The 24529-nt window shown below is 71.2% G+C and carries 23 protein-coding genes; 3 read left to right on the top strand and 20 right to left on the bottom strand.

Annotated features, from left to right (window positions below; translation table 11 throughout):
* Window positions 1–34: 34 nt before the first annotated feature.
* The 5 genes from IG90_RS0121820 to IG90_RS0121840 are packed head-to-tail and all read right to left on the bottom strand — an operon-like array spanning window position 35 to window position 5163.
* Window positions 35–898: a PhzF family phenazine biosynthesis protein gene (locus tag IG90_RS0121820; RefSeq protein WP_280922312.1), complete on the bottom strand. Its 864-nt coding sequence runs from the start codon at window positions 896–898 to the stop codon at window positions 35–37.
* Window positions 895–2799, bottom strand: a complete 1905-nt coding sequence (locus IG90_RS0121825; protein ID WP_030586984.1) for an anthranilate synthase family protein — start codon at window positions 2797–2799, stop codon at window positions 895–897. The genes IG90_RS0121820 and IG90_RS0121825 overlap by 4 nt, the downstream gene beginning before the upstream one ends.
* Entirely contained in the window at window positions 2796–3419 is a 624-nt protein-coding gene (locus IG90_RS0121830; RefSeq protein ID WP_030586988.1) for an isochorismatase family protein, read from the bottom strand. Before IG90_RS0121830 ends, IG90_RS0121825 begins: the two co-directional genes overlap by 4 nt.
* Before the next feature lie 47 nt (window positions 3420–3466).
* Window positions 3467–4642, bottom strand: a complete 1176-nt coding sequence (locus IG90_RS0121835; RefSeq protein WP_030586991.1) for a 3-deoxy-7-phosphoheptulonate synthase — start codon at window positions 4640–4642, stop codon at window positions 3467–3469.
* Window positions 4643–4674: 32 nt separating this feature from the next.
* Window positions 4675–5163, bottom strand: coding sequence for a PhzA/PhzB family protein (locus tag IG90_RS0121840; RefSeq protein ID WP_030586993.1), 489 nt, complete (start codon window positions 5161–5163; stop codon window positions 4675–4677).
* Between the two features lie 422 nt (window positions 5164–5585).
* Here IG90_RS0121840 and IG90_RS0121845 point away from each other — a divergent pair, with 422 nt between their 5' ends.
* From IG90_RS0121845 to IG90_RS0121855, 3 genes are all read left to right on the top strand, one after another.
* Window positions 5586–6761, top strand: coding sequence for a glycosyltransferase (locus IG90_RS0121845; protein ID WP_030586997.1), 1176 nt, complete (start codon window positions 5586–5588; stop codon window positions 6759–6761).
* Window positions 6762–6799: 38 nt separating this feature from the next.
* Window positions 6800–7435: an NAD(P)-dependent oxidoreductase gene (locus IG90_RS0121850; protein WP_030587000.1), complete on the top strand. Its 636-nt coding sequence runs from the start codon at window positions 6800–6802 to the stop codon at window positions 7433–7435.
* Window positions 7436–7514: 79 nt separating this feature from the next.
* Window positions 7515–9014, top strand: coding sequence for an MFS transporter (locus tag IG90_RS0121855; protein ID WP_033894542.1), 1500 nt, complete (start codon window positions 7515–7517; stop codon window positions 9012–9014).
* A gap of 89 nt (window positions 9015–9103) precedes the next feature.
* Here IG90_RS0121855 and IG90_RS0121860 read toward each other — a convergent pair whose 3' ends face one another.
* From IG90_RS0121860 to IG90_RS0121930, 15 genes are all read right to left on the bottom strand, one after another.
* Window positions 9104–10510, bottom strand: a complete 1407-nt coding sequence (locus IG90_RS0121860; RefSeq protein ID WP_030587008.1) for an NDP-hexose 2,3-dehydratase family protein — start codon at window positions 10508–10510, stop codon at window positions 9104–9106.
* A complete protein-coding gene (locus IG90_RS0121865) occupies window positions 10507–11508 on the bottom strand; it encodes an NAD-dependent epimerase/dehydratase family protein (protein ID WP_030587011.1) in 1002 nt (333 codons plus the stop codon). Before IG90_RS0121865 ends, IG90_RS0121860 begins: the two co-directional genes overlap by 4 nt.
* Entirely contained in the window at window positions 11499–12110 is a 612-nt protein-coding gene (locus IG90_RS0121870; protein WP_030587014.1) for a dTDP-4-dehydrorhamnose 3,5-epimerase family protein, read from the bottom strand. Before IG90_RS0121870 ends, IG90_RS0121865 begins: the two co-directional genes overlap by 10 nt.
* Complete coding sequence (locus IG90_RS0121875) at window positions 12107–12844, bottom strand: class I SAM-dependent DNA methyltransferase (protein WP_030587017.1); 738 nt, start codon at window positions 12842–12844, stop codon at window positions 12107–12109. The genes IG90_RS0121870 and IG90_RS0121875 overlap by 4 nt, the downstream gene beginning before the upstream one ends.
* Before the next feature lie 68 nt (window positions 12845–12912).
* Window positions 12913–14034 carry a DegT/DnrJ/EryC1/StrS family aminotransferase gene (locus IG90_RS0121880; RefSeq protein ID WP_030587020.1) on the bottom strand — a complete coding sequence of 374 codons (1122 nt, stop codon included), beginning with the start codon at window positions 14032–14034 and terminating at the stop codon, window positions 12913–12915.
* The gene (locus tag IG90_RS0121885) at window positions 14031–15614 is read right to left on the bottom strand and encodes an FAD-dependent monooxygenase (protein WP_078585358.1); all 1584 of its coding nucleotides are present in this window, start codon (window positions 15612–15614) and stop codon (window positions 14031–14033) included. The genes IG90_RS0121880 and IG90_RS0121885 overlap by 4 nt, the downstream gene beginning before the upstream one ends.
* Before the next feature lie 49 nt (window positions 15615–15663).
* Window positions 15664–16659, bottom strand: a complete 996-nt coding sequence (gene rfbB / locus IG90_RS0121890) for a dTDP-glucose 4,6-dehydratase (RefSeq protein WP_051860188.1) — start codon at window positions 16657–16659, stop codon at window positions 15664–15666.
* Window positions 16660–16779: 120 nt separating this feature from the next.
* Window positions 16780–17649: a glucose-1-phosphate thymidylyltransferase RfbA gene (gene rfbA / locus IG90_RS0121895; RefSeq protein ID WP_030587029.1), complete on the bottom strand. Its 870-nt coding sequence runs from the start codon at window positions 17647–17649 to the stop codon at window positions 16780–16782.
* The gene (locus IG90_RS0121900) at window positions 17646–19202 is read right to left on the bottom strand and encodes an FAD-dependent monooxygenase (protein ID WP_051860189.1); all 1557 of its coding nucleotides are present in this window, start codon (window positions 19200–19202) and stop codon (window positions 17646–17648) included. Before IG90_RS0121900 ends, rfbA begins: the two co-directional genes overlap by 4 nt.
* Window positions 19202–20155 carry an aromatase/cyclase gene (locus tag IG90_RS0121905; protein WP_030587035.1) on the bottom strand — a complete coding sequence of 318 codons (954 nt, stop codon included), beginning with the start codon at window positions 20153–20155 and terminating at the stop codon, window positions 19202–19204. Before IG90_RS0121905 ends, IG90_RS0121900 begins: the two co-directional genes overlap by 1 nt.
* Before the next feature lie 65 nt (window positions 20156–20220).
* Entirely contained in the window at window positions 20221–21006 is a 786-nt protein-coding gene (fabG, locus tag IG90_RS0121910) for a 3-oxoacyl-ACP reductase FabG (protein WP_030587037.1), read from the bottom strand.
* 30 nt (window positions 21007–21036) lie between these two features.
* Entirely contained in the window at window positions 21037–21303 is a 267-nt protein-coding gene (locus tag IG90_RS0121915; RefSeq protein ID WP_030587040.1) for an acyl carrier protein, read from the bottom strand.
* Window positions 21304–21611: 308 nt separating this feature from the next.
* Window positions 21612–22823: a ketosynthase chain-length factor gene (locus IG90_RS0121920; RefSeq protein ID WP_030587044.1), complete on the bottom strand. Its 1212-nt coding sequence runs from the start codon at window positions 22821–22823 to the stop codon at window positions 21612–21614.
* A complete protein-coding gene (locus IG90_RS0121925; protein WP_030587047.1) occupies window positions 22820–24100 on the bottom strand; it encodes a beta-ketoacyl-[acyl-carrier-protein] synthase family protein in 1281 nt (426 codons plus the stop codon). Before IG90_RS0121925 ends, IG90_RS0121920 begins: the two co-directional genes overlap by 4 nt.
* Window positions 24097–24426, bottom strand: coding sequence for a TcmI family type II polyketide cyclase (locus tag IG90_RS0121930; RefSeq protein ID WP_030587050.1), 330 nt, complete (start codon window positions 24424–24426; stop codon window positions 24097–24099). Before IG90_RS0121930 ends, IG90_RS0121925 begins: the two co-directional genes overlap by 4 nt.
* Window positions 24427–24529 lie beyond the last annotated feature (103 nt).

Genomic DNA, 24529 nt, shown 5'->3' on the forward strand with positions numbered 1-24529 from the left:
ACGGGAGCGGGGCGACGGGCCGAGGCGAGGGCGGTCACAGCAGCAGCGTCCCCTCGATCACGATGACGCCGTCACCGCCCACCTCGACGGATCCGACCCGGTCACCGGAGCCCTCGGCGAGTGCGCGCATCGGCGAGGGGCGTCCCATCTCGACGCCCTGGGTGATCTCGATCCGCCGACCGTAGGGGGCACGTCCGTGCCGGGCCAGATGGATCGCGATGGGGCCGGCCGCCGAGCCGGTGGCCGCGTCCTCGACCACGCCGTAGGCGGGTGAGAACATCCGGCTGCGCCACTGGGTCCCCGATCCGGCGAAGCAGTTGGCCGCCATGTCGGGGAACCGGGCGAGCGCGCGGTGGTCGGGGGTGAGCGCGGACAGTTCCTCGACACTGCCCAGGCCGACGAGGACGTGGCGGGGGCCGTTGCGGTAGACCTCCACCGGCAGCTCGGGTCGGGTGACACCGAGCGCGGCCAGCAGTTCCTCGGCGTGCTCGTACGGCTCCCAGGCCGGTACCGGCTGCCGCATCCAGGCGGCGGTGACCACGCCCCCCTCCCGGACCAGCTCGAAGGGGATGGTGCCCATCGCGGTCTCCAGCTTCAGCTGGTCCGCCCCGGTGCGGTTGCCCAGCGCGATGGCGGTTCCCAGCAGCGGGTGCCCCGCGAACGGAAGCTCGTTGACGGGCGTGAAGATCCTGATGCGGGCGTCGCCCCCCTGCTCCGGGCGGAGGACGAAGGTCGTCTCCGACAGGTGCATCTCGCCTGCGATGCGCTGCATCTGACCGGCGGAGAGGTCGTCGCCTTCCAGGAACACGGCCACCGGGTTGCCGTGCAGCGGCTCGGTCGCGAAGGCGTCGACGACGACGTAGGGGTGCATACGATCCTCCGACTGGTTTCCGGTCATGTCCCGAGCACGTCCTTCACGGCGGTGGCGATGATGCGTGGACCGTCGAGCGTCAGCACCGATTCGGCGTGGAACTGCATGGACCTGAAGTGCGGGCCACGCAGCGCGTGCACCTCGCCGGTCCCCGCGTCGCGGCTCACCTCGACCACTCCGACGCCCTCGATCTCGATCTTGTCCTCGGCGCACCGGGCGGCGAACGTGTTGTAGAAGCCGACGCGCGCGCGACGGCCGAAGAGGTCGATCTCCTTCTGGAGTCCCTGGTGGGGGACGTCGAGGCGGCTCACCTCGAAGCCGAGCGCGAGGCTGAGGACCTGATGGCTGAGACACACCGCGACGAAGGGGCTGCCCTGGTCCAGCAGGCCGCGTACCGCCGCGGCCAGGTGCTGGATCTTGGGGTGGTCCCGGTCGCCGGGGTCCCCGGGCCCCGGGCCCATCACGACGAGGTCGTAGCCGTCGAAGGCGTACTCCTCGTCGAAGCGCCGCACCGTCACCCGTAGTCCCAGGCAGCGCAGTTGATGGGCGATCATGGCGGTGAAGGTGTCCTCGGCGTCGACGACCAGCACCTCGCGGCCGGCGAGTTCCGGCAGCGGCTCCGCCCGGTCGCCGGTGTCGCGGAGCCAGAAGTCCGCGAGCGCCTCGTTGCGCTGTTCCAGCGCGGCCCGGACACCCGGGTGGGCGGCGAAGCGCTCGTCGGCCGCGGACTCCAGGGCCGCGATCAGTCCGGCGGCCTTGGCGCGGGTCTCGGCGGCCTCCGACGCGGGGTCCGAGTGGCGGACGAGGGTCGCTCCGACTCCCACGCTGAGCCGCCCGGTGCTGTCGATGTCCGCGGTGCGGATGAGGATCGCGGAGTCCATGGCACGGCCGCCGTGCTCGTCGCGGCCGATGAGCGCGGCGATGCCGCTGTAGTAGCCGCGTCCGGCCGGCTCGTACGCGTCGATGACCCGGCAGGCGCTCTCCAGCGGCGATCCGGTGACCGTGGGCGCGAACATGGTCTCGCGCAGGATCTCCCGTACGTCGCGGGTGGTGCGGCCCTCGATGAAGTACTCGGTGTGCGCGAGGCGGGCCATCTCCTTGAGGTAGGGGCCGATCACCCGGCCACCGTCCTCGCAGATCCGGCCCATCATCTTGAGTTCCTCGTCGACGACCATGAACAGCTCGTCGGTCTCCTTGCGGTCGGCGAGGAAGTCCATGACGTCCGGAAGGCTGGGGCCGGTCCCCGGATAGCGGTAGGTGCCGCTGATGGGGTTCATCACGGCCCTGCCCGCGTCGAGGCTGAGGTGCCGCTCGGGCGAGGCTCCGACGAAGGTGCGCTCGCCGGTGTGGATGAGGAAGGTCCAGTAGGCGCCCACCTCCCGCTTCAGCAGCCGTGCGAAGAAGGACAACGCGCTGTCCGGCCCGTAGTCGGTGATGTCCGCGACGAAGGAGCGCTTGATGACGAAGTTCGCGCCGTCGCCCGCGCCTATGACGTCGTTCACGACACTGCGGACGATCTCCCGGTAGGCGTCGTCGTCGACGTCGAAGTGCTGGCCGCTCAGCACGGTGGGGACCTGCGGCATACGGTCCAGCACCTGGGCGAGGGGCAGCGTGCTCTGTTCGGTGACGCTCAGCGCGATCAGCGGGGCGCCGTCGTCGGGCACCACGTATCCGCGTTCCCTGACCTGGCGGTAGGGGATGACGGCGAGTACCTCGTGGCGGGCGCCGGTGAGCGGCTCCGCGTCCGGCGGCAGCGGGATGTCCGCGAGCGTGTCGGGTGTCGTGACCTCGCCCAGGAGTACGTCGACGACATCGGCGCCCACCGCCTCCGGCCGGTGGAGAAGGGCGAACGGGCCCGCACGGCCCGTCAGTACGCGCCCGAGCGGATCGGCGTCCCGGGCGGGCCCGGCGGCCGGGCCCCCGGTCACCCGAACACCTCTTTCGCGGTGACGACGACCGCGCACCGCTCGGCCGCGTAGGTGACGGCGAGGCGGTGGTAGTCCTCGCTGAAGTCGGCCACGGCATCGGCGACGAAGAACGGCTGGATGTCATGGGTGAACGCGTCGACGGCGCTCATCAGGACCCCGACGTGGGCGTAGACCCCGCACAGGATCAGCTGGTCGCGTCCCGACTCGCGCATCCGGTCGAGCAACGGGGTGTTGAAGAACGCGCTGTAGCGCCACTTGACCAGCGTCCAGTCGTCCTCGGCGGGTTCGAGCTCGTCGACCACCGCACGGTCGGCCGGCTCCGGGGTCATGCCCGGTCCCCAGAAGTCCGCCAGCAGGCCGCGCTGTTGCGTGGTCATTCCGCCGGGCTGCGCGGTGTAGGCCACCGGCACCCCGGCGGCGGCGCAGCGGTCGCGCAGCCCGGCGGCGTTGCCCACCAGGCGGGTACGCACGTCCTTCGGGAACGGTGCGAGGAAGTAGCGCTGCATGTCGTGGACGAGCAGGACCGCACGGTCGGGATCCGGGGTCCAGCCGGCCGTGTTCGACGGCAGGTCGCCCGCCGTCGGAAACGCGTAGGACCGGATGGGGGGAATGCCGGACATTGCTTCGCCTTTCTGTGCCTGCGTCAGGGCTCGGACCCGGCCGGGTGTCAGGAGTTCCAGGCGGAGACCACCGAGACGGCCTGGCCCGGATTGAGCCTCGGGTCGCAGAAGGTCGTGTACTTGTCGCCGACCTGGTCCAGATCGGCCTCGCAGGAGACGCACTCGGTGACGTCGTTGGGCGTGGTCTCCAGGTGCAGCCCCCCGCAGACCCCGCCGCAGGCGGTGACGACCTGCTGGAACGCCACCACTTCCCTGGTGATCGTCTCCACGTGCCGGGTCTTGTTCCCGTCCGGTGCCGCGGTGGTGTTTCCGTGCATCGGATCGCTCAGCCAGATGACCGGGTGCCCCGCGGCGCGTACCGCTTCCACCAGGGCGGGCAGCCGCTCCGTGACCAGGTCGGCGCCCATGCGTGCGATGAGGGTGAGCCGGCCGGGCTCCCGCAGCGGGTCGAGGCGTTCGCAGAGGGCGAGCAGCTCCGCCGGTTCCATCGACGGACCCACCTTGCAGGCCACCGGGTTCTCGACCTGGGCCAGCAGGGCCACGTGCGCGCCGTCCAGTTGGCGGGTGCGCTCACCGATCCAGGGCCAGTGCGTGGAGCCGAGGAACAGCCGGCCCCGCTCGTCGGTGCGCAGCATGGGAATCTCGTAGGCCAGCAGCAGTGCCTCGTGGCTGGTCCACACGAGCGGCCCGATGGGGTCCTGGCCGGCCGCGCGGCGGCGCCAGCCCAGGTACTCCAGGATGTCGCCCGCGGCCATGTAGCCGGTGAGGATGCGCAGCGGGTCCGGCCGCCTGGCCTCCAGGTCGGGTTCCACTCCGTTGACCATGTGCCCGCGGAAGGTGGGTATCTCCACACCGTTGACGGTCTCCGTGGGGCTTGAGCGGGGCTTGGCGAACTGACCCGCGATGCGCCCGACCCGTACCACCGGCTTGGGCGAGTTCATCCGCAGTGTCCCGGCCAGCACGTCGAGCAGCGCGGCCTTGCGCGACACGTCGTGCGGGGTGCACTCTCCGGGGTCCTCGGCGCAGTCGCCGGCCTGGAGGACCAGGGCCTCGCCTGAGGCCACCCGGGCCAGGGAGGCACGCAGGACGCGCAGGTCCGCCGCCTGGACGAGCGAGGGCCTGCCGGCGAGTGCCTCTCCCACCCGTTCCACCTGCGGCAAGTCGGTCCATTCGGGCTGCTGCGAGGAACCACAGCTGCGGATCTCACGCACGACTTGTTCCACAGGAGTCTCCAATGTAGCGACGGGGGAGCCGGTCAGGTGGGTATGCCTTCGCGCTTGATCTCCGGCACCGGAATTCCGAGAGCGCGAAGCTGCTCGAAAGGATTCATGAACTCTCGGTTACGCTTCACTTTCCCGTTCTCCAACTCGAAGGAATGCAGGAAGTGGTTCTCGTAGTAGCCTTCGGGATAGCCGGGGAAGCAAATCTTTCCGTGCCCGTCGCACTCCACCCAGAAGCGGTTCGGGTCCTGGGTCTCGAAGACCTGGATGTTGTACCACTCCCAGTCCGGGAAGCACTTCAGGGACCACACGGCGTGCTCGGCGAGGCGGTCACGGCCGTTGATGACGATCGGGGACCCTGTGTCGGTGGTCCAGAGACCGCCGCTGCCGTCCTCGGTGAACAGGGTGTGACGCTGAAGCCTGTCCTGCCCGACCGTCGTCATGTACCGCTCCACCGTGGCCCTGTTGACACGGCGCAGTTCAGCCTCGTCGGTAAAGCCACGGGATTCCGTCGATTCGGGCATGCCTGACCTCCAGAACAGCGGGAGAAGCAGAGAATGAGGAACACGAGCCGCGAATGCACAGGCCGATGGGCACCCGAGCACTCGGCGTCATGGCCACAAGTCTTGCCCGCATCCACGGCTCGCACAAGAAAGCGAGCCTCATTTCAGGGTCAGGCTGTGTCATGTTGCGCGTGCTCTCCGCACGGGAACGGGGACTACGTCAGATCGATGTCAATTGTTCGGTAAATCGAGCACATATGACGGGTCGCCACCCCCCGCCCCCACCAGGATTGCCAGACGTGCGGCCGCACCACTGACCGGCCCGGGCGACCGCGCCGACGGGCCTGCCGGCCGGGGCCGCCGCCCCTGTTCCGTGTCCGGACCACGGGCCGTCCGCCGTCGGACCGCAGAGGTCCCAAGAACGAAAGGCACGTGGGCCGATCATGCGTTTTCTCTTCACGACCACTCCGGGCTTCTCCCACACCGTTCCTCTCGTCCCGCTGGCCCACGCCGCCCGGCTGGCCGGCCACCAGGTGCTGTTCGCCGCCGGTGGCCCGGCACTGCGCGCCGCGGCCCATGCCGGACTCTCGGCCGTCGACGCCGCTCCGGGAACGGACGTCACCGCCCCGTACATCGCGCTCGCGTCGAGCGGTTCGGAGCCCGGGCTGTCGGTGGGCGAGGTCATGAACCGGGTCTTCGGCGCCTTCGGGGAGATCGGGGACCTGATGCTGCCCGGTCTCGTGCGCATCGCGCGGGACTGGCAGGCGGACGTCGTGCTGTATCCGCCGATGCTGCCCGCCGGGATACTCGCTGCCCGGGCGGCGGGCAGCCTGGCCGTGGTCCACGGCATCGGGCTGCGGCATCCGCTGTTCCCGCTCCCCTCGGACGTCGTGCCACCGGTCGTCGCCGAGGCGGGCGTCACCTCCCTGCCGCTCCACCCCGATGTGGAACTCAGCCTGGGACCGGAGTCGCTGGAGAAGATCAACCCGACGGCGCCGACGGGCGAGACGCTCCACCGGCTGCTCGACCTGCGCCCCAGCACGTACAACGGCGGCGGGCAGGTGCCCGCCTGGGCGCTGACGCGTCCGGAACGGCCGCGGGTCCTGGTCACCATGGGTTCGGTCCCCACGCACAACAACTCCCAGGGCGAGCTGCTGGGCAGGATCATCCGGGGCACCGAGCGGCTGGACGCCGAGATCGTGGTGACGACAGGCGGCTCCGACCTGCCGGCGCTCCTCGGTGAACTGCCCGAGCGCGTCCGCCTGGTCGAGGACTTCCTGCCGCTCAGCGCGGTGCTCCCCAGCTGCGCCGCAGCCGTCCATCACGGCGGCATGAGCACGATGTTCGCAGCCCTCACCGCGGGCGTCCCCCAGCTGATCGTCCCCACCACCAAGGGCGATGCCCGCAGCAACGGCGTGGTGCTCGAACAGCGGGGCGCCGGCACCGTCCTGGATCCCGCCGAGTGCACGGCCGACGCCGTGGGTGACGCGATAGGCGCCCTGCTGAGCGAGCCCTCCTTCCGCGCGGTGAGCCAGGACGTGTCGACGGAGCTCGCCGCCATGCCCGACCCGGGCGTCGTCGTCGACCGGTTGGCCGCGCTCGCGCGCGCCCGCGGGTAAGAAGTTCGGATCACCGCATCTCAAGGAACAGGACACCCATGCACCTCACCGTATTCGGCGCCACCGGCGGGACCGGCCGCCTCGTCGTCGAGCAGGCTCTGGAGGCGGGGCACCACGTGCGGGCCGTCGTCCGCAACCCCGCCAAGCTCGCCGTGGAGCACCCGAACCTGCGGATCATCGCGGCGGACCTCTTCGATCCGCAGACGCTGAAGCCCGCACTCGACGGCAGCGACGCGGTCGTCTCGGCGCTCGGCCCGTCGGGCCGCGAGGTGTCCGGTCAGATCTGCGCGAAGGGCGTGGAGAGCATCCTGACGGCGATGGAGGCGACGGGCGTGCGGCGCATCGCGGTCATCAGCGCCCAGCCGGTGCTGCGGTCGGGGGCCGGCGAGCCCTTCCTGTTCCGGCACACCGTGACCCCGTTCATCCGGCGGATCTACCGCAACACCTACGCGGACCTGGAGCGGATGGAGAACCTGCTCTCCGCCGGCGGGACCGAGTGGACGGTGCTGCGGCCGCCGTACCTGACCGACAAGCCCGGCACGGGCCGCTACCGCACCGCGCTGGAAGCCAACGTCGCCGGCTCCAGTCTGCCCCGCGCGGACCTCGCGGCCGCGCTGCTGGCCGTACTCGACGACCCGTCCACGGTCCGTCACGCGATCGGTGTCGGCGCGTAGGCCACGTCCGTCGGCTTCCGCCAGGATCGCGACGCCCGTCGCCGGCGTCCGGACAGTGGCCCACCTCCCAAGGAGCGCCATGCCCCGTAAGACATCCCCACCGCCCACCTCGGCGAACCCGCCGAGCGGCGGACCCCCGGGACACGAGCGCCGGTGGTGGGCGCTGGTGGTCATCGGCACCGCCCAGCTGATGGTCGTGCTGGACGCGACCATCGTGAACATCGCCCTGCCGTCCGCGCAGTCGGCCCTCGACTTCACCGACGGCGACCGGCAGTGGATCCTGACCTCCTACGCGCTGCCCTTCGGAAGTCTGCTGCTCCTGGGTGGACGGCTGGCCGACGTCTTCGGCCGCAAGCAGGCGTTCCTGGCCGGGCTGGTCGGGTTCGCGGTGGCCTCGGCGCTCGGTGGCGCCGCCACCAGCTTCGAGATGCTGATCGCCGCGCGGGCCGGTCAGGGCGTCTCCGGCGCGCTGCTGGCACCCGCCGCGCTCTCCCTGCTGACCACGACCTTCACCGATCTGAGCGAGCGGGCCAAGGCGTTCAGTGTCTTCGGCGCCATCGCCGGGGCGGGCGGGGCCGTCGGTCTGCTGCTGGGCGGTGTGCTCACCGAGTACCTCACCTGGCGCTGGTGCCTGTACGTCAACCTGTTCTTCGCCGTGGTCGCGTTCATCGGCGGGCTGGTGACACTGCCGGGTGCGGGACGCGAGGAACGGCGCCCCGGACTCGACCTCCCCGGCACGGTGCTCGTGTCCGTCGGGGTGTTCAGCCTGGTCTACGGCACCGCCAACGCCGAGACCGACGGCTGGGACGCGTTGACGGCCTGGGGCTACCTGGTCGCGGGCGCCCTTCTGCTGGTGGGCTTCGTCTGGTGGCAGACGAAGGCCTCGCGCCCGTTGCTGCCGCTGCACGTCGTGCTGGACCGCAACCGGGGCGCGTCGTTCCTGTCGATCCTCGTCATCGGCTGCGGGCTGATGGGGATCTTCCTGTTCCTGACGTACTACCTCCAGCTGAGTCTGGGGTACTCGGCGCTCAGCACCGGGCTGGCGTTCCTGCCGCTGATCGGCGCGATGGGCTGTTCCCCGGTCCTGGCCGCCGGCCTGGTGAGCCGCATCGGTCCCCGGCCGGTGATCCCCGCCGGTATGGCGGTCACCGCCGTCGGCCTCGCCTGGCTGACCACGCTGGACCTGGACAGCGGATACGTGACAGGGGTGCTTCCCGCGCTGCTCGTCGTGGGGGCCGGTCTGGGCGGGGCGATGGCCCCGGCCATCAACGTGGCCACCTACGGGGTCGCCGCCGAGGACGCCGGTGTCGCGTCCGCCACCGTCAACACGGTGCTCCAGGTGGGCGGGGCGATCAGCATCGCGGTGCTGAACACCCTGGCCACCGGGGCCGCTTCGGACCACGCGGAGGGCCGCGAGCCGACCGAGGCGTTGCTGGACGAGGCGGCCCTGCGCAGTTATGCGACGGCCTACTGGTGGTCGGCCGCCCTGTTCCTCGCCGGTGCCGCCGTCTGCTACGTGATCTACCGGCCGGGCAAGGCGGAGCTGGACCCGCAGGACGCCCAGACCGTTCCGGTCTGACACGAGGCACGAAGCACAAGGCACGAGGCCGGTCCGGGGCGGTGGGGTGCGCGGTTGGCACACCCCACCGCCCCGTCCTCGTGTCCGCGTCAGGAGGCCCGGCCGGACCGGTCCAGCTTCACCGCTCCGGAATTGACGCAGGCCAGCATCGTGCGAGCCTGGACGTTGACGTAATGCCCGTGCGCCGTCAGCGAGTTGAGCTGGCCCACGGTGAGCCACTGATAGCCGGCCGGCGGTTGCGCCGGGGCGGTGTCCTCGTCGGCCTCCACGAACACGCAGCGGGTCTCCGCGTGCTCGAACCGGCCGCCCTCCTCGGAGTGCAGCACGTCGTAGTGGACCGCGTCCCGCGGGGCGTCCCGCACCACGTCGTGGAACCGCGGCCTGACCGTGGCAGGCAGGTGCTCCCAGTTCTCCGGGGTGTACTGGACCGTAGGAGCCAGCTCGACGGTGTCCAGGTAGCCGGCCTCCACCTTCGCGTGCATCAGCAGGTGCGGGACGCCGCCGAACCGGCGGAAGAGGCACGCCGTGATGCCGGTCCCCGTCGGGGCCAGCAGCGGCTGCGACCAGCCGCCGACCTCCCGGCTGCCGGCCTCCACGGACACTCCCGTGATGCGGAAGTACCGCCCGTCGGGGCGGCAGACGCCTGTTCCGTCGCGTCCCCAGCCCTCGACGCGGGCCAGCGGGATGCGCCGCACCTCGACGTCATGACGCGACCTCTGCGTGGTGAACCAGGACAGCAGCTCCGTGTCGGAGCAGAGCGCCCCCGCCTCGGGCACGGCCAGCGGGAAGCAGGACAGAACCGTGCGGGTGTCCATGTTCACCACGTTGTCGTGCCTCAGCAGCTCGCCCAGCTGGCCGAGGGTGAGCCAGCAGAAGTCGGGGCCGGCGTCCACCTCCTCGTCCGTCTCCACGAGCATGTTGCGGTTGGACTTCCGGTAGAACCACGAACCGTGCTCCGACTGGAGCGAGTCGGCGAGCACCCGGCCCCGGCCGGGCCCGGCGAAGTGTTCCAGGTATCTGACCTTCGCGCCCCGGTGCACTCCGGTGTAGTTGCTGCGGGTCGCCTGCACCGTCGGTGAGAGCTGGAGCAGGTTGCGGTTGCCCGGTTCCATCTTCGCCTGCAGGAGGAAGTGCAGGACTCCGTCGAATTCCTTGGCGAGGATGCCGAGGATGCCGACCTCGGGCTGGCGGATGATCGGCTGCTGCCACCGCCGGAACGGGCCTTCACCGACGTCGACCGACAGCCCCTCCACGGAGAAGAACTTCCCGCTCCGGTGCACCAGATTGCCGGTGTCCGCCTCGAACGACCAGCCGTCCAGCGCGTCGAGCGGTGTCCTGCGCACGGTGAACCGGTGCGCGGCCGCCCGGGCGGCGAGCCACTCGGGGAACGCGTCCGTACGCATCAGATGACCGCTGCCCGTCACCGCGGCGGACCGCGAGAGCCGGGCCGACAGGGCCTGCTCGGCCCGGGGGCGCAGGACCGTGGAGGAGGTCACCGTGCCCCCCTCCCGGGCTCGTCCGCGAGGAAAGCGACGGTGCGGCGCAGCGCCTCGGTGAGCGGGAGGAGCGGGCTCCAGCCGGTCGTCCCCCCGAACGCCGAGGCGTCGACGGTCACGCTGCGGAAGTCGCCCGCCTCCGCGTGGGCGGGAGGCTCCACGGAGACCACCTGTACCGCCGGTTCGCCCGTGTGCCGGGCGACCAGGGCGGCCACTTCCTCGAAGACGCCGCCCAGCGGCCGGCCCACACCGGTGCCGAGCACCCAGTGCCGTCCGCGGAGCGCCTCGGCGTGGTCCACCGCCGCCGCGAAGGCCGTCGCCACGTCCTGGACGTGGAGCAGGTCGCGGCGAACCGTTCCGTCGTGCCACATCGTGATCGGTTCGCCGGACAGGGCGCGCCGCACCATCGCGGAGACCACCCCCTTGTCCGGGGCCGTGGACTCCGGTTCGTAGCCGAAGACCGTGGGCAGTCGAAGGGAGACGCCGTGGAGCACCCCCTCCGCGTCCGCGGCGAGCAGCAGCCGTTCGGCGCGGAGCTTCTGCCGGTCGTACTCACCTGCGGGCAGGTCGGGTTCGCTGCCGTCGATCACGTCCTTCCCGCACGGGCCGGCCTGCGAGACGGCGCCGGCGAACAGGACCTTCACACGGGGCCGGTCGCTCCGGGCGGCGAGGGCGGCCACGAGGTCGGCGACCAGCCCCACGTTGACCCGTTCGGCCTCCATGTCGCCGTCCTCGATGCGCCAGGTCGACGTACCGGCGATGTGCGCGACGGTGTGCACGACGATGTCGGCGCCCTTGACCGCCTCCGCCATGCGGCCGGGTTCGGTCAGGTCGGTGGTGAACACCTCGATCTCGGCGCGGGCGCCGGCCGGGACGACCGCGGGCCGCCGGGACACCGCCCTGATCCGGACGGGCCTGCGCGCCAGTTCCCGCAGTACGGCGGAGCCGACGAATCCGGTGGCTCCGAGGAGGGTGATGAGGGGGGTCTTCACGTCCACAGCCCGGCCTCCGCCTTCCTGCACTGCTCGTACTCGGGCAGGAGGCCCCTCTCGCCGGCCTCGGCCAGGGTGGGAGCCGCGAGGTCCCGCGGCGAGCAGACGGGTTCGAAACCCTCCGGCAGGGTCAGCCCCAGCTCCGGGTCCAGGGCGGAGAGCGCGCACTCGTTGTCCGGGACATAGCCGCCGGACATCACGTACACGATCACCGTGTCGTCCTGGAGGGAGGCGAAGGCGTGCCCGACGCCCACGGGTATGTGGAGGGCCCGGCAGTTGTCGCCGCTGAGCTCGGTCGTCTCCTGGACGCCGAAGGTCGGCGAGCCGACCCGCAGGTCGATGAGGTAGTCCTGTACCCGTCCGTAGGGGCAGTAGACGTACTTCGCCCGGCCGGGCGGTGTCGTCGTGTAGTGGATCCCTCGGAGCACTCCGCGGGCGGAGCGGTTGTGGCTCACGTCGCGCACCGGGAAGAGCGGCCCGCCCGTGACCTCGGTGAAGGGCTCTTCCTGGTAGGGCGATGCGAACAGGCCGCGTGCGTCCCGGTGGACCGGCGGGGTGAAGGCGTACGCGCCCTCGATGGACAGCTTCCGGGTCTCGACAGCACTCACAGGTCGCCTCCCTTGACGCCGATGAACAGTCCGTTGCCGTCGAACTCGCCGGGGACGTACTCGACCGTGAGCCCGGCCCGGACGAAGGCCGCTTCGTACTGCTCGCGGCCGTACAGCGACATGACGTGGGTGTCGGTGAAGTGCTCGGCGCCCTGGGCCGGTTCGGCGACGATGTAGTGCACCTCCATACGGCTCGCCGTGTCGCTGTCGCGGACGGTGTGCGAGACCCTGGCGACGGTCCTGTCGCCCACCGTGACGACGGCGGCGCCGACGTGGTCGGCGGTGAAGTTCTCCGGGAACCACCAGGGTTCGACGACGACGACGCCGCCCACTTCGAGGTGGTCCGCGAAACTCCGGAGCGTCGCGTCCAGTTCGTCGGTCCCGGTCAGGTTCCCCACCGCGCTGAACAGCGACACGATCGCGTCGTAGCGCCGGCCGGTGCGCAGCGCCCGCATGTCTCCGACGGCCACCGGGATGTCCGGGTACTCCCGGCGGCAGACCGCCAGCATTCCCTCGGCGAGATCGACGCCCTCGACCCGGTCGAAGTCGTCCGCGAAGTGACGCAGGTGCCCACCGGTGCCGCAGCCGACGTCGAGCAGGGCCGCCGCCTCCGGGTTCCGGGACCGGATGTGCCGGGTGACCGTGGCCGCCTCGGCCCGGTAGTCCTTCCCGCGCCCCTGGTAGATGGTGTCGTAGATGTCGCCGGCTCCATAGATGCCGGTTTTCGCTGGCATGACAGGGAGTTTCCTTACGTTGATGTGCTCGGGAAGCCCTTGGGGGCCCTCGGGTCCGGTACCGCGCCTCAGAGCTCGGCCAGCACCTCGCGCAGGGCGCCGATGGTCTTGTCCTGTATGGATTCGGGCAGCGACGGATACATCGGCAGCGAGAAGATCTCGCCCGCCAGCTTCTCGGTGACGGGCAGGGCCCCCCGGGGCGTGCCGAGGTGCGCGAAGCCGGACATCGTGTGGACCGGCCACGGATAGCTGATGTTGAGCGAGATGTCGTGGGCCTTGAGCGCCTCGATGATGTCGTCGCGCCGGGGGTGGCGCACGACGTACACGTAGTAGACGTGGGTGTTGCCCTCGTTGGTGGCCGGGAGCAGGAGGCCGCCCGGTCCGGTGAGGTCGCCGAGGCCTTCCTCGTACCGGCGGGCCACCGCGTTGCGCCCCTCGATGTAGGTGTCGAGCCGGCCGAGCTTGCGGCGCAGGATCTCCGCCTGCACCTCGTCCAGGCGCGCGTTGTGACCGGGGCTCGTCACGACGTAGTAGGTCTTCTCCATGCCGTAGTACCGCAGTCGGCGGAGGTTGCGGTCGGTCTCCTCGTTCGACGTCACCACCGCGCCGCCGTCGCCGTAGGCGCCGAGCACCTTGGTCGGGTAGAAGGAGAAGGCCGCCGCGTCGCCCGTCGAGCCGGCGACCGTGCCGTGTCTGCGGGCCCCGTGCGCCTGCGCGCAGTCCTCCAGGATCTTCAGACCGTGGCGGCGCGCGATGTCCTCCAGGGCCGTCATGTCGGCGACCTGGCCGTAGAGGTGGACCGGCAGCAGCGCCTTGGTGCGTGGGGTGACGGCTGCCTCGACCTGGTCGGTGTCGATGAGGAAGTCCTCTTCGCGGACGTCCACGAAGACCGGGGTGGCACCGGTGCTCACGATGGCGACGACGGTGGGCGCCGCGGTGTTGGAGACGGTGATGACCTCGTCGCCCGGACCCACGCCCAGGGCCTCCAGCGCGAGCTTGAGGGCGTTGGTGCCGTTGTCGACTCCGGTGCAGAAGCGCGCGCCGTGGTAGCGGGCGAACTCCTCCTCGAAGCCCCGGACGCTCTCGCCGAGCACGAGTTGGCCGGAGCCGAACACCTGCTCCACGGCGCCGAGCACGTCGTCCTTCTCCTTCTGATACTCCGCCAGGTAGTCCCAGACGCGGATGGTCACGGCTTCTCCTCGTACTCGTCGTGGTGGGTGGTGCCGGCGGTGGGCGCGCCGAACCACCGGTGCAGCGCGCTCCGTGGGCCGGCGTCGTCGGCAGCCGTCCACACGATGTAGCCGTCCGGCCGGACGAGCAGGGCCCCGGCGCCCGCCAGCGCTTCGTCGGCCGCGTCGTCGGTGACGGTCGCGGTCACCGTGACGACGCGGTCCTTCCAGCCGGAGGCCTCGGCGCGCAGCGTCTCGTCGTCGCGGAGGTCGAGCAGCACGCCCTGTCCCGGGTGGAGCAGCTCGGTGGTACGGGTGGGGCCGGCCGCGGTGCGCAGGGGGCGGGGCGGCAGCCGTCGGCCCAGCAGCGGATGGCTGCCTTCACCGACGTCGTAGCGCACGTCGAGGCCGGAGACGACTCCCGCGAGATGACGCTTGACGTCGTCGTGCTCGATGAGTTCACCGAACAGCGCGCGCATCGGGTCGGCCTCCTCGCCGCCGAGGTAGAGCATCCCCTGGGCGCGGGTGTTCATCAGCAGCCGGGCCCCGGCGGGGTGGCGTTCGTCGTGGTAGGAGTCGAGGAGTCCGGGCGGTGCCCAGCCCTGGACCGTGGCGGCCAGCTTCCAGCCCAGGTTGACGGCGTCCTGCACCCCGGTGCTCAGGCCCTGCCCGCCCGCCGGCAGGTGGATGTGGGCGGCGTCGCCCGCGAGCAGCACCCTGCCGCGCCGGTACTGGGAGGTCTGGCGGGTCGCGTCCGTGAAGGTGCTGACCCAGAGCGCGCTGCCGCCGCTGATGTCCTCACCGGTGATCCGCTGCCAGGCGTCGGCGACCTCGGCGAAGTCCGTCAGGCGGGAGCTGTCGTCGGCGGGGACGCCGTCGGGGCAGACGATGATGCGGTCCACTCCTTCGCCCAGCGGCGCCGCCATGACCATGCCGGCGGGCAGGCGTTCGCCCAGGAAGCGGGGGCGCAGGGAGCAGCCCGCCACATCGGCGAGGTACATGGTGCGGCGGGCCGGGGTGCCGGGGAAGTCGAACCCGGCGGCCGTACGCACCGCGCTGCCGCCTCCGTCACATCCCACGAGGTGGCTGCCGCGCAGCCGGCGCACTCCGGTCGGGGTGTCCGCGACGATCTCCACGCCGTCCCCGGTGTCGGTGAGGCCGGTCAGCTGCCAGCCGCGCCGGATGTCAGCGCCGAGGGCGCGCGCCCACTCCTCGAGTACGGACTCGGTCTGTGACTGCGGGATTCCCCGCGCGCCGAAGTGCCCGTCCCTGAGTACGGAGTAGTCGAAGAGCACGCCGCCGAAGTGTCCCTGCGGGCTGGTCTCCAGGCCGGGTCCGAATCCGGCGAGCAGGCCACGCTGGTCGAACACCTCCATGGCGCGGGCGGTGAACCCCAGGCCCCGGGACTGCCCGGTCGGAGCGGGCAGTTGTTCCACCACGGTGACGCGCGCGCCGCCGAGCCGCAGCTCCCCCGCGAGCATCAGGCCGGTCGGGCCGGCTCCCACGACGACGACATCGGTCGTCTCCGTGGGCCCGCCGGGGCCCTCCTTCTCTTCCTCGCTGGCCGTTCGTGACGTCGTGCCGGCGTGTTCGGCGCCCATGTACTTCTTCCTGTTCCCGGGGGGGTGTCCCCGTGCGTGTGTGCGGATCTCAGGGAGCGACGGCCGGCTGCGGCTCGTGCTCCGCGGCCCTGGCGGCCCGCCACCACTCGGGGCGGTCGCGGTACCAGGCGACGGTCCCGGCGAGACCTTCGTGGACGGACACGCGCGGCTCGTAGCCGAGCTCGTCGCGGATCTTGCGGTCGTCGAGCGCGTAGCGCAGGTCGTGTCCCGGCCGGTCGGCCACGTACCGGATCATGGACGCGTCGGCTCCGCAGAGCCGGAGGATGCGTGCCGTCAGGTCGAGGTTGGTCAACTCGTCGCCACCGCCGACGTTGTAGATCTCGCCGGCCCTGCCCCGGGTGAGGACGAGATGCACGGCCCGGCAGTGGTCGTCCACGTGCAGCCATTCGCGCCGGTTCGACCCGTCGCCGTAGACGGGCACCGGCTCGCCCCGCAGCAGGTTCGTGACGAACCGCGGGATCAGTTTCTCGGGGTGCTGGTAGGGGCCGTAGTTGTTGGAGCAGCGGGTGACCGAGACGGAGAGCCCATGGGTGCGCCAGTAGGAACGGGCGACGAGGTCGGAGCCTGCCTTGGACGCCGCGTAGGGCGAGTTGGGCAGCAGCGGCGACTCCTCGGTCCAGGTGCCGTCGGCGATCGATCCGTACACCTCGTCGGTGGACACGTGCACCACTCGCGGTACGCCCGCGCGCACGACGTTCTCCAGCAGGATCTGGGTGCCCAGGACGTTGGTGCGGGCGAACTCCGCCGCGTCGGCGATGGAGCGGTCCACGTGTGATTCGGCGGCGAAGTGCACGACCGCGTCGTGGCCGGGCAGGACGCGGGCGAGCAGCGGGGCGTCGCAGATGTCGCCGTGCACGAAGTCGAGCCGCTCGTGGTCCGCGGGCAGGTTGGCGCGGTTTCCTGCGTAGGTCAGCTTGTCGAGCACGGTGACGGAGGGTGTGTCGGTTCCGTAGGCCCCGCTCAGCAGCGAACGTACGTAGTGCGAGCCGATGAATCCGGCGCCGCCGGTCACCAGGACTCTCATGAGGCCGCCTCGGGCGGCCGGGCGGCGCCGTGGCCGCCTTCGGGTACGGATAGGGGCATGGTGTCTCCGTCCGGGGCCCGCCGGGCGCGGGCACAGGTGATGAGGGGCGGTCCGGCGGCGTCAGCCTGCTTCGGCGATCCCCATGACGTACTGGCCGTAGGGGGACCGGGAGAGGGCGAGGCCGAGCCGGTAGCAGGCGTCGCGGTCGATGTAGCCCATGCGCCAGGCGATCTCCTCGACACAGGCGATGCGCACGCCCTGGCGGTGTTCCAGGATCTGCACGTACTGCCCCGCTTCGGTCAGCGCGTCGTGGGTTCCGGTGTCCAGCCAGACGAACCCCCGGCCCAGCGGCTCGAAGCGGGCCCTGCCGCGCTCCAGGTAGTTCCGGTTGACGTCGGTGATCTCGAGCTCTCCGCGTGCGGAGGGGCGCAGGTTGCGGGCGATCTCCACCACGTCGTTGTCGTAGAAGTAGAGCCCGGTGACGGCCAGGTTGGACCGGGGACGCTCGGGCTTCTCCTCCAGGGACACCAGCCGCCCGTGCTCGTCGGTCTCCCCGACGCCGTAGCGCTCCGGGTCGCGTACCGGGTAGCCGAACAGGACGCACCCGTCGACGGTGCGCGCGCATTCGGTGAGCATGTCGCCGAAGCCCGGACCGTGGAAGATGTTGTCGCCGAGGACCAGCGCCACCGGCTCGTCCCCGATGTGGTCGGCACCGATGACGAACGCGTCGGCCAGGCCCCTGGGTTTGTCCTGTTCCGCGTAGCTCAGTCGCAGGCCGAGCGAGGAGCCGTCGCCGAGCAGCCGCTGGAAGGCGGGGATGTCGCCCGGGTCGGAGATGATCTGGATGTCGGTGATTCCCGCGAGCATGAGCACCGACAGCGGGTAGTAGATCATGGGCTTGTCGTAGACGGGCAGCAGCTGTTTCGAAACACCGAGGGTGATGGGGTGCAGCCGCGTTCCGTGGCCGCCGGCCAGGATGATCCCTTTCACTCTCCCGCCTTTCCTGTCTCCCCCGGGGGCGTCTCCTCCGGGCGGGGCTCGCCGAACCAGCGCCGCAGGGCGGCGTCCGGCCCGTCCTTTTCCGCCGGGCTCCTGCCGGCCACCGCGACCCACACGACGTGGCCGTCCGGGCGGACCAGCACCGCGTCCGCACCATGCAGGGGATGCGCCGTGTCCGGTGCCTCGATCCGGCCGGCGAGGGTCCGGACCCGGCCCGCCCAGCCCCGGGCCGCCTCGTGGGCCAAGCCCCGTGCGCCGCCGGTGAGGTCCAGCAGGAGGCCGTGCCCCGAGCGCAGCAGGGCGGCCGTGGCGACCGTGCCGCGCTCCGTCGTCAGCCGGGCAGGCGGCAGCCTGGCCCCGAGCAGCAGGTGGAGGGCGTCGCCGGGGCCACGCACGTCGTGGCGCACGTCCAGGCCGGTGATCATTCCGGCCAGGTGGGTACGCACCTGGGGCAGGGCGACCAGTTCGCCCCAGAGCTCGCGCGCGGGTTCCGCATCCGCCGCGCCCAGTTGCAGGTCCGCCTGGTTCTCGATGTGGGCGAGAGCCCGCCTGCCGACCGGACGGCGTTCGCTGTCGTACGTGTCCAGCAGACCGGGGGGCGCCCAGCCGCGGACGGTCGCGGCCAGCTTCCAGCCCAGGTTGACGGCGTCCTGCAGACCGAGGTTGAGGGCCTGGCCACCGATGGGCATCTGCCGGTGCGCGGCGTCGCCCGCGTAGAGCAGGCGGCCGTCGCGGTACGCGTCGAGCTGTCGGCAGGCATCGCCGAAGGCGTTCAGCCACAGTGGGGTGCCGCCGGAGATGTCCTCCCCGGTGACCCGCTTCCACGCGTCGGTGACCTCGGTGAACTCCGGCGGCCCCGGTCGTGGTCCGGCGGCCCGGCCGAACTCGTGGACCATCACCCGCGTGACGCCGTCACCGCGCCGGGCGGCCACGGCGAAGCCGCCCGGCAGCCGTTCGAAGCGCCGGTCCGGGATGTCGAGGCCCTCCACGTCGGCGCGCAGCAGCTCGCGGCGCGCGTCGTGACCGGGGAAGGCCGCTCCGGTCAGCCGGCGCACCGTGCTGTCCTCGCCGTCGCAGGCGACGGCATGGGCGGCGAGAAGGTCGACGGGCCCGTCCGGGCCCGCCGCCGTCACCGCGACATGGTCCTCGCCCACGGTCAGCTGCCGCACTTCGTGGCCCCGGAGCACCTCGGCGCCCAGTGAGCGGGCCCAGTTCTCCAGGACCTCCTCGGTCCTGGTCTGCGGCACCTTCCACTGCCCCGGGTACGGCCCGGGCAGGGTGAGGTCGAGCGGGATGCCGCCGTAGTGGCCCACCGGTTCGCAGGGCGGTTCGCCCAGCGGGGTCAGCAGTCCGCGGGAGTCGAGGATCTCCATGGTCCTGGCGTGCAGGGTGGAGGCCCGCGACTCGGTGACCCGTTCCCGCCTGCGCTCGACCACCGTCACCTGGGCGCCGCCGAGCCGGAGTTCACCGGCCAGCATCAGCCCGACGGGTCCGGCGCCGATCACCACGACCTCCCGGTCCGCGGACCGGGAGGGCCCCGGCATCAGGGCCGGCTCCTGGCCTCGGCGTACGACGTCGCGTGGGTGAGGGTGGCGGTGCTGTTCCTGCTGAGCGCACCGCGGACGTACGCCTCGGCCTGCTGGACGGTGGCGCCGTCGCCCAGCACCTTCGTGATGTTCGCAGTGTTGAGGACGACGGTGTGCTGCGACGTGGCGGCGACCTTTCCGTCCTCCGTCTCGCGGAACGTCCAGATGCCGGTGTGCAGGCTCATCAGAGCCGGCAGGGTCACCTGCTTGTAGGCGATCCTGTGGTGCGGGAGGCACACCCGGTACGACTTCGTGGTGTGGGTCGAACCGTCCGCCGTCCTGGTGTCCATCTCCAGGGTCTGCAGACCCGGGCTGTCCTCCGTGAGCCGGACGGACGCCACGTGCGGCAGCCGCTCCGCCCACAGGTCCGCGGCGTCGATGAAGTCGTAGACGTCCTTGGCGGAGCCGACGGTGTACACGGTGTCCTCGAAGGAGAAGGTCACCGCCTCGGCGGCGTGGGCCAGTTCGAGGTTGGTCTTCAACGCGGCCAGTTCGGAGCGCGAGTTGGTGTCCACGGCCCGGTCGATCCAGGCCAGCTGCTCCGGGTCGTCGTCGATGGCCCGGTAGGCGTGCAGGAGCCGTACGCGCGAGGTCGTCGCGGTCAGCGGTTCCACGATCCATCCACCGCTCATGGCGGCGACCGGGGGTGTGGGTATCTCCTGCCGGAAGTCGATACGCAGCGCCTCCCGGTCGAAGGTGCGGATGGACGTCCAGCTCTTGGCCTCGCCGTTGGCGGTGGCCCAGATCCGGATGCGTTCCTGGTCGACGTCCGTGTCCACCTGGTCGACGTGGAGGGTGGGCGGGAAGATCCGAGGCCAGTTCTCCACCTCGGCGAGCAGCCGGTAGACGTCCTCGGCCGGGGCGTCGACGGTGATCTCGTGCTCCACCTCACGCGGACTGTTCGTTGTCATTGCTCATCTCCTGGTGACGGTCCTGGTCGGCCGGGGTGGACCCGGCCGTGATCGGCGCGATGCCCCTAGAAGTTGCCGAGCCCTCCGCACACGTTGAGGGCCTGGGCGGTGATGGACGCGGCGGTGTCGGAGGCCAGATAGCCGACGAGGCCCGCCACCTCCTCGGAGGACGAGTAGCGTCCGAGCGGGATCTTCGCCTGGAACCTGGTCAGCACCTCGTCCTCGGTGGTGTCCCATGCCGCCGCGTATCCCTTGCGCACCCGTTCCGCCATCGGCGTCTCGACGTACCCCGGGCAGACCGCGTTGACCGTGATGCCGGTCGGCGCCAGCTCGTTGCCCAGCGACTTGGTGAAGCCGACCACCCCGTGCTTGGAGGCCGAGTAGGGGGCGCCGAGCACGACGCCCTGTTTGCCGGCCGTGGAGGCGATGTTGATGATCCGGCCCCGGCTCAGGTTCCGCATCCCCCCGGTGGTGAGCACCTCGCGGGTCATCCGGAAGACGCTGTTGAGGTTGGTGTCGATGACGTCGTCCCACAGCTCGTCGGCGATGTCCGCGGTCGGTCCGCCGCCGCTGCGGCCCGCGTTGTTCACCAGGACGTCGACGGGTCCGTAGAGGTCGACGGCCTGGCGGACGAACTCCCGTACGGCGGCGCCGTCGCGTACGTCCAGGGCGGCGCCGGCCACCTCGTGCCCCTCCATACGCAGTTGCTTGACCGTCGAGGCCACGTTCTCGGTGGTACGCGCTCCGATGAACACCTGGTGTCCGGCGACGGCCAGGGTGCGGGCCACGGCGAGGCCGATGCCGCTGGTGGCGCCGGTGACGAGTGCGGTTCGCTTCTCCTGCTGGGTCATACGTGTTCCTTCCGTGTACCGGGGGCGTTCTCAGACGGCGGGGGCGCTGAGGAGGTTGTTGACCGCGTCGATGAGCTCGCGCGGGGTGACCTCGGCGTGCAGCGCGTCGTCGGCCAGGGTGATGGCGTAGTCGCGCTCGATGCGGCCTCCGGTCTCCAGCAGCGCGAGCGACTCGTAGCCCAGCTGCTCGAATCCGAGGTCCAGGATCTCGGCGTCGGGGCCCATGTCCTCGTCGGCGCCCGCGACCTCTACGAGGATGCGCTTGAGGTCTTCGAGGGTGAATGCGCGGACTGTCACTTCGGTGCCTTTCGTCGTCACCCTGCGCCGCCGCAGGGTCGGTTCGGTTCGTTGGTGGTCCGGGTGCGGGAACGGTGTGCGCCAGGCCCCGGGCCGGCCGGTGTGGCTCTTCGACCGAGGGCGTGTCCGGCCTAGGGCGTGTTTCGAAAGTCCCGCCTGCTCGGCGGCGTCTGGCACGCACGCTCGCCGCGTTGTCGGGATCACCCCGATACATCCGGTATCGGGGCGACCCTCCGTCTTGCGATCGCACGCACCAGACGCCGCCGAGCCCGCCCTCCGGGCGGACGGCGCTCCTTTCGAAACACGCCCTAGAGCGCACGGACCGCCATCGCCGAGTTGAACCCGCCGTGGCCACGGGCGAGGACCATCGCCGTGCGCAGCCGTGCGGGCCGCGGCTGGGCGACCACCAGGTCGAGGCCGTAGCCGGGCGAGGGTGCCACGTTCACGGTGGGCGGGATCAGTCCCTCCTCGATGGCGAGCAGGGCCGCGCTCAGGTCCAGCGGCGCGCCTCCGGAGTACAGCCGCCCGGTCATCGACTTGGGTGCGGTGACCGGCACTCCGCGCGGTCCGAAGACCGCTCCGATCGCCTCGGCCTCGACCCGGTCGTGGTCCGGGAGGGCGGCCGCGTCGGCGAACACGACGTCCACGTCCGACGGCTCCAACCGGGCGTCCCGCAAAGCCAGTTCGATGGCTCTGCGCAGCCCGGGCGGCCGCCCGGAGCCCGGCCTGGGGTCGAAGGTCGTGCCGTACCCGGCGATCTCCCCGTAGATCTTCGCGCCGCGCCTGCGGGCCGCCGAGGCCTCCTCCAGGATGAGGATGGCCCCGCCTTCGCCGGGCACATGACCGCTCGCCTCGTCGTCGAAGGGGAGGTAGGCCCGGGCTGGCTCGGACCGGGTGCTCAGCCGGCCGCCGGCCATCTGCGCGACCCAGCCCCACGGGCAGATCGAGGCGTCGACGGCTCCGGTGACGATCAACGGGGTGCCCTTGCGGATCTGTCTGCGCGCCTGGGCGACTGCGTCCAGGCCGCCCGCCTGATCGCTGACGATGACGCCGCTGGGCCCCTTCATACCGTTGCGGATGGAGATCTGGCCGCTGTTGACCGCGTAGAACCAGGCGAAGGACTGGTACGCGCTGACGTACTGGCTGCCCTTGCTCCACAGCTTCTGCAGTTCGCCCTGGCCGAACTCGAAGCCGCCGGACGCACTCGCCGTGACGACGCCCATGTCGAACGCCGGCAGGTCCGCCGGACGCACGCCGGCGTCGGCGAGTGCCCAGTCGGCGGCGACGAGGGCGAGCCTCGTCATCCGGTCGGTCTGCGGCAGCAGCCGCCCGGGCAGCAGCTCCTCGGCCGCGAAGCCCGGTATCTCACCGGCCAGTTGGGAGGGGTACCGGGCCGGATCGAAGCGGGTGATCCGGCCGATACCGCTCTTGCCGGCCCGGGTCGCCGCCCAGAAGTCCTGGGTGCCGAGCCCGTTGGGCGCTGCCACGCCGAGGCCGGTCACCACTGCCGAGGCGGTCATGCCGCTCCCCTTTCTGGCCGGTCGGTACGCGCCAGCACCATGGCGCTCTGGAATCCGCCGAAGCCGCTGCCCACGGTGAGCACGGCGTCGGTGCGGTGCTCACGTGCGGTGAGCGGGACGTAGTCCAGGTCGCACTCCGGATCCGCGGTGTGCAGATTCGCCGTGGGCGGCACCACGTGGTGCTTCATGGCCAGGACGCTGGCGGCGATCTCGATGGATCCGATGGCGCCGAGCGAGTGGCCCACCATGGACTTGATGGAGCTGACCGGGGTGCGGTAGGCGTGGTCTCCGAGGCTCTTCTTGAACGCCGCGGTCTCGTGCCGGTCGTTCTGCTTGGTGCCCGACCCGTGTGCGTTGATGTAGTCGATGTCCTCGGCATCGAGGACGGCCTCGTCGAGCGCCGCCCTGATGGCCTCCGCCATCTCCGCGCCGTCCTGGCGCAGTCCGGTCATGTGGTGGGCGTTGCTCCGCGTGGCGTAGCCCGCGATCTCCGCGTAGACGTGGGCGCCACGTCGGCGGGCGCTCTCCCGCTCCTCCAGTACGAACACCGCACAGCCTTCGCCGAGCACGAAGCCGTTACGGCTCGCGTCGAAGGGCCGTGAGGCGCCGGCGGGGTGGTCGGTGCGTGGTGTGGTCGCCTTGATCGCGTCGAAGCAGGCCATCGTGATGGGCGAGATCGGGGCGTCCGAGGAACCCGCGACCATGATGTCGGCGGTGCCCTCGCGGATCAGCTCGACGGCATGGCCGACCGAGTCGATTCCCGAGGTGCAGCCGGTGGAGACCATGGCGGCGGCGCCCTCGGCGCCGACGGCCCACGCCACCTCCGCGACGAAGGAGCTGGGCACCAGGTAGTCGTAGATGTGCGGAACGGTGTAGGTGTGGTCGACCAGGTCGAGCCGGCCGCCGTCACTGACGACTCGGTACTCCTGGTCCAGGCTCATGGTGGCGCCGACCGCGCTGCCGAGCGTCACTCCGACGCGGTGGGGGTCGCAGCGGTCCATTTCGATGCCGCTGTCGGCCACCGCGCCGCGCGCCGCGACCACGGCGAACTGTGCGGCCCGGTCCATCCTGCGGGCCTCCTGCGGGCTCAGCCCGTGCGCTTCACCGTCGAAGTCCATCTCGGCCGCGACCTTGGACCGGAACGGAGCGGGATCGAAGAAGGTGATGCCCCGGGTCGCGGTACGGCCCTCGCTGAGCAGGCTCCAGAACTGCTCGACCCCTACGCCACCGGGTGCGAGCACCTCCATTCCGGTGATGACCACGCGCCGCCCCGTCACTGCGACGCCTCCCAGCTGTAGAAGCGGGTGGCCATCGCGTCGGCGGGCGAGCGCCAGGTCTCCGGGTCGTACGCCTCGATGTACGGCTTCAGGTCCTCGCTGATGCGCACGAAGCGCGGGTCGCTCTTCGCCTCCTCGATGCGCTCGGGGCCGTCGTCCGTGTCGAACTCCTGGAGGTGGAAGTACAGCCCCCGGTACGAGAACAGCCGGCGGCTCCTCGTTCCCATGCGGTGGGGCATCTGTGTGGCGTCGAAGTCGCCGAAGAGCCGGGCGACGTCGTCGCTCGAAGAGGGGTGCATCCGGGCAACGATCAGAGTGCTGTGCATGGTTGTCTCTCCTTGATGAGCTCACCCGGGACACCAGCAGGTCATGGCGAGTTCGATGTCCGACAGGGAAAGCGAAAGGGCGCGGAAGGGGCCGCCGCGCAGC

The organism is Streptomyces anulatus, assembly GCF_000721175.1.
Taxonomy (GTDB): domain Bacteria; phylum Actinomycetota; class Actinomycetes; order Streptomycetales; family Streptomycetaceae; genus Streptomyces; species Streptomyces anulatus_C.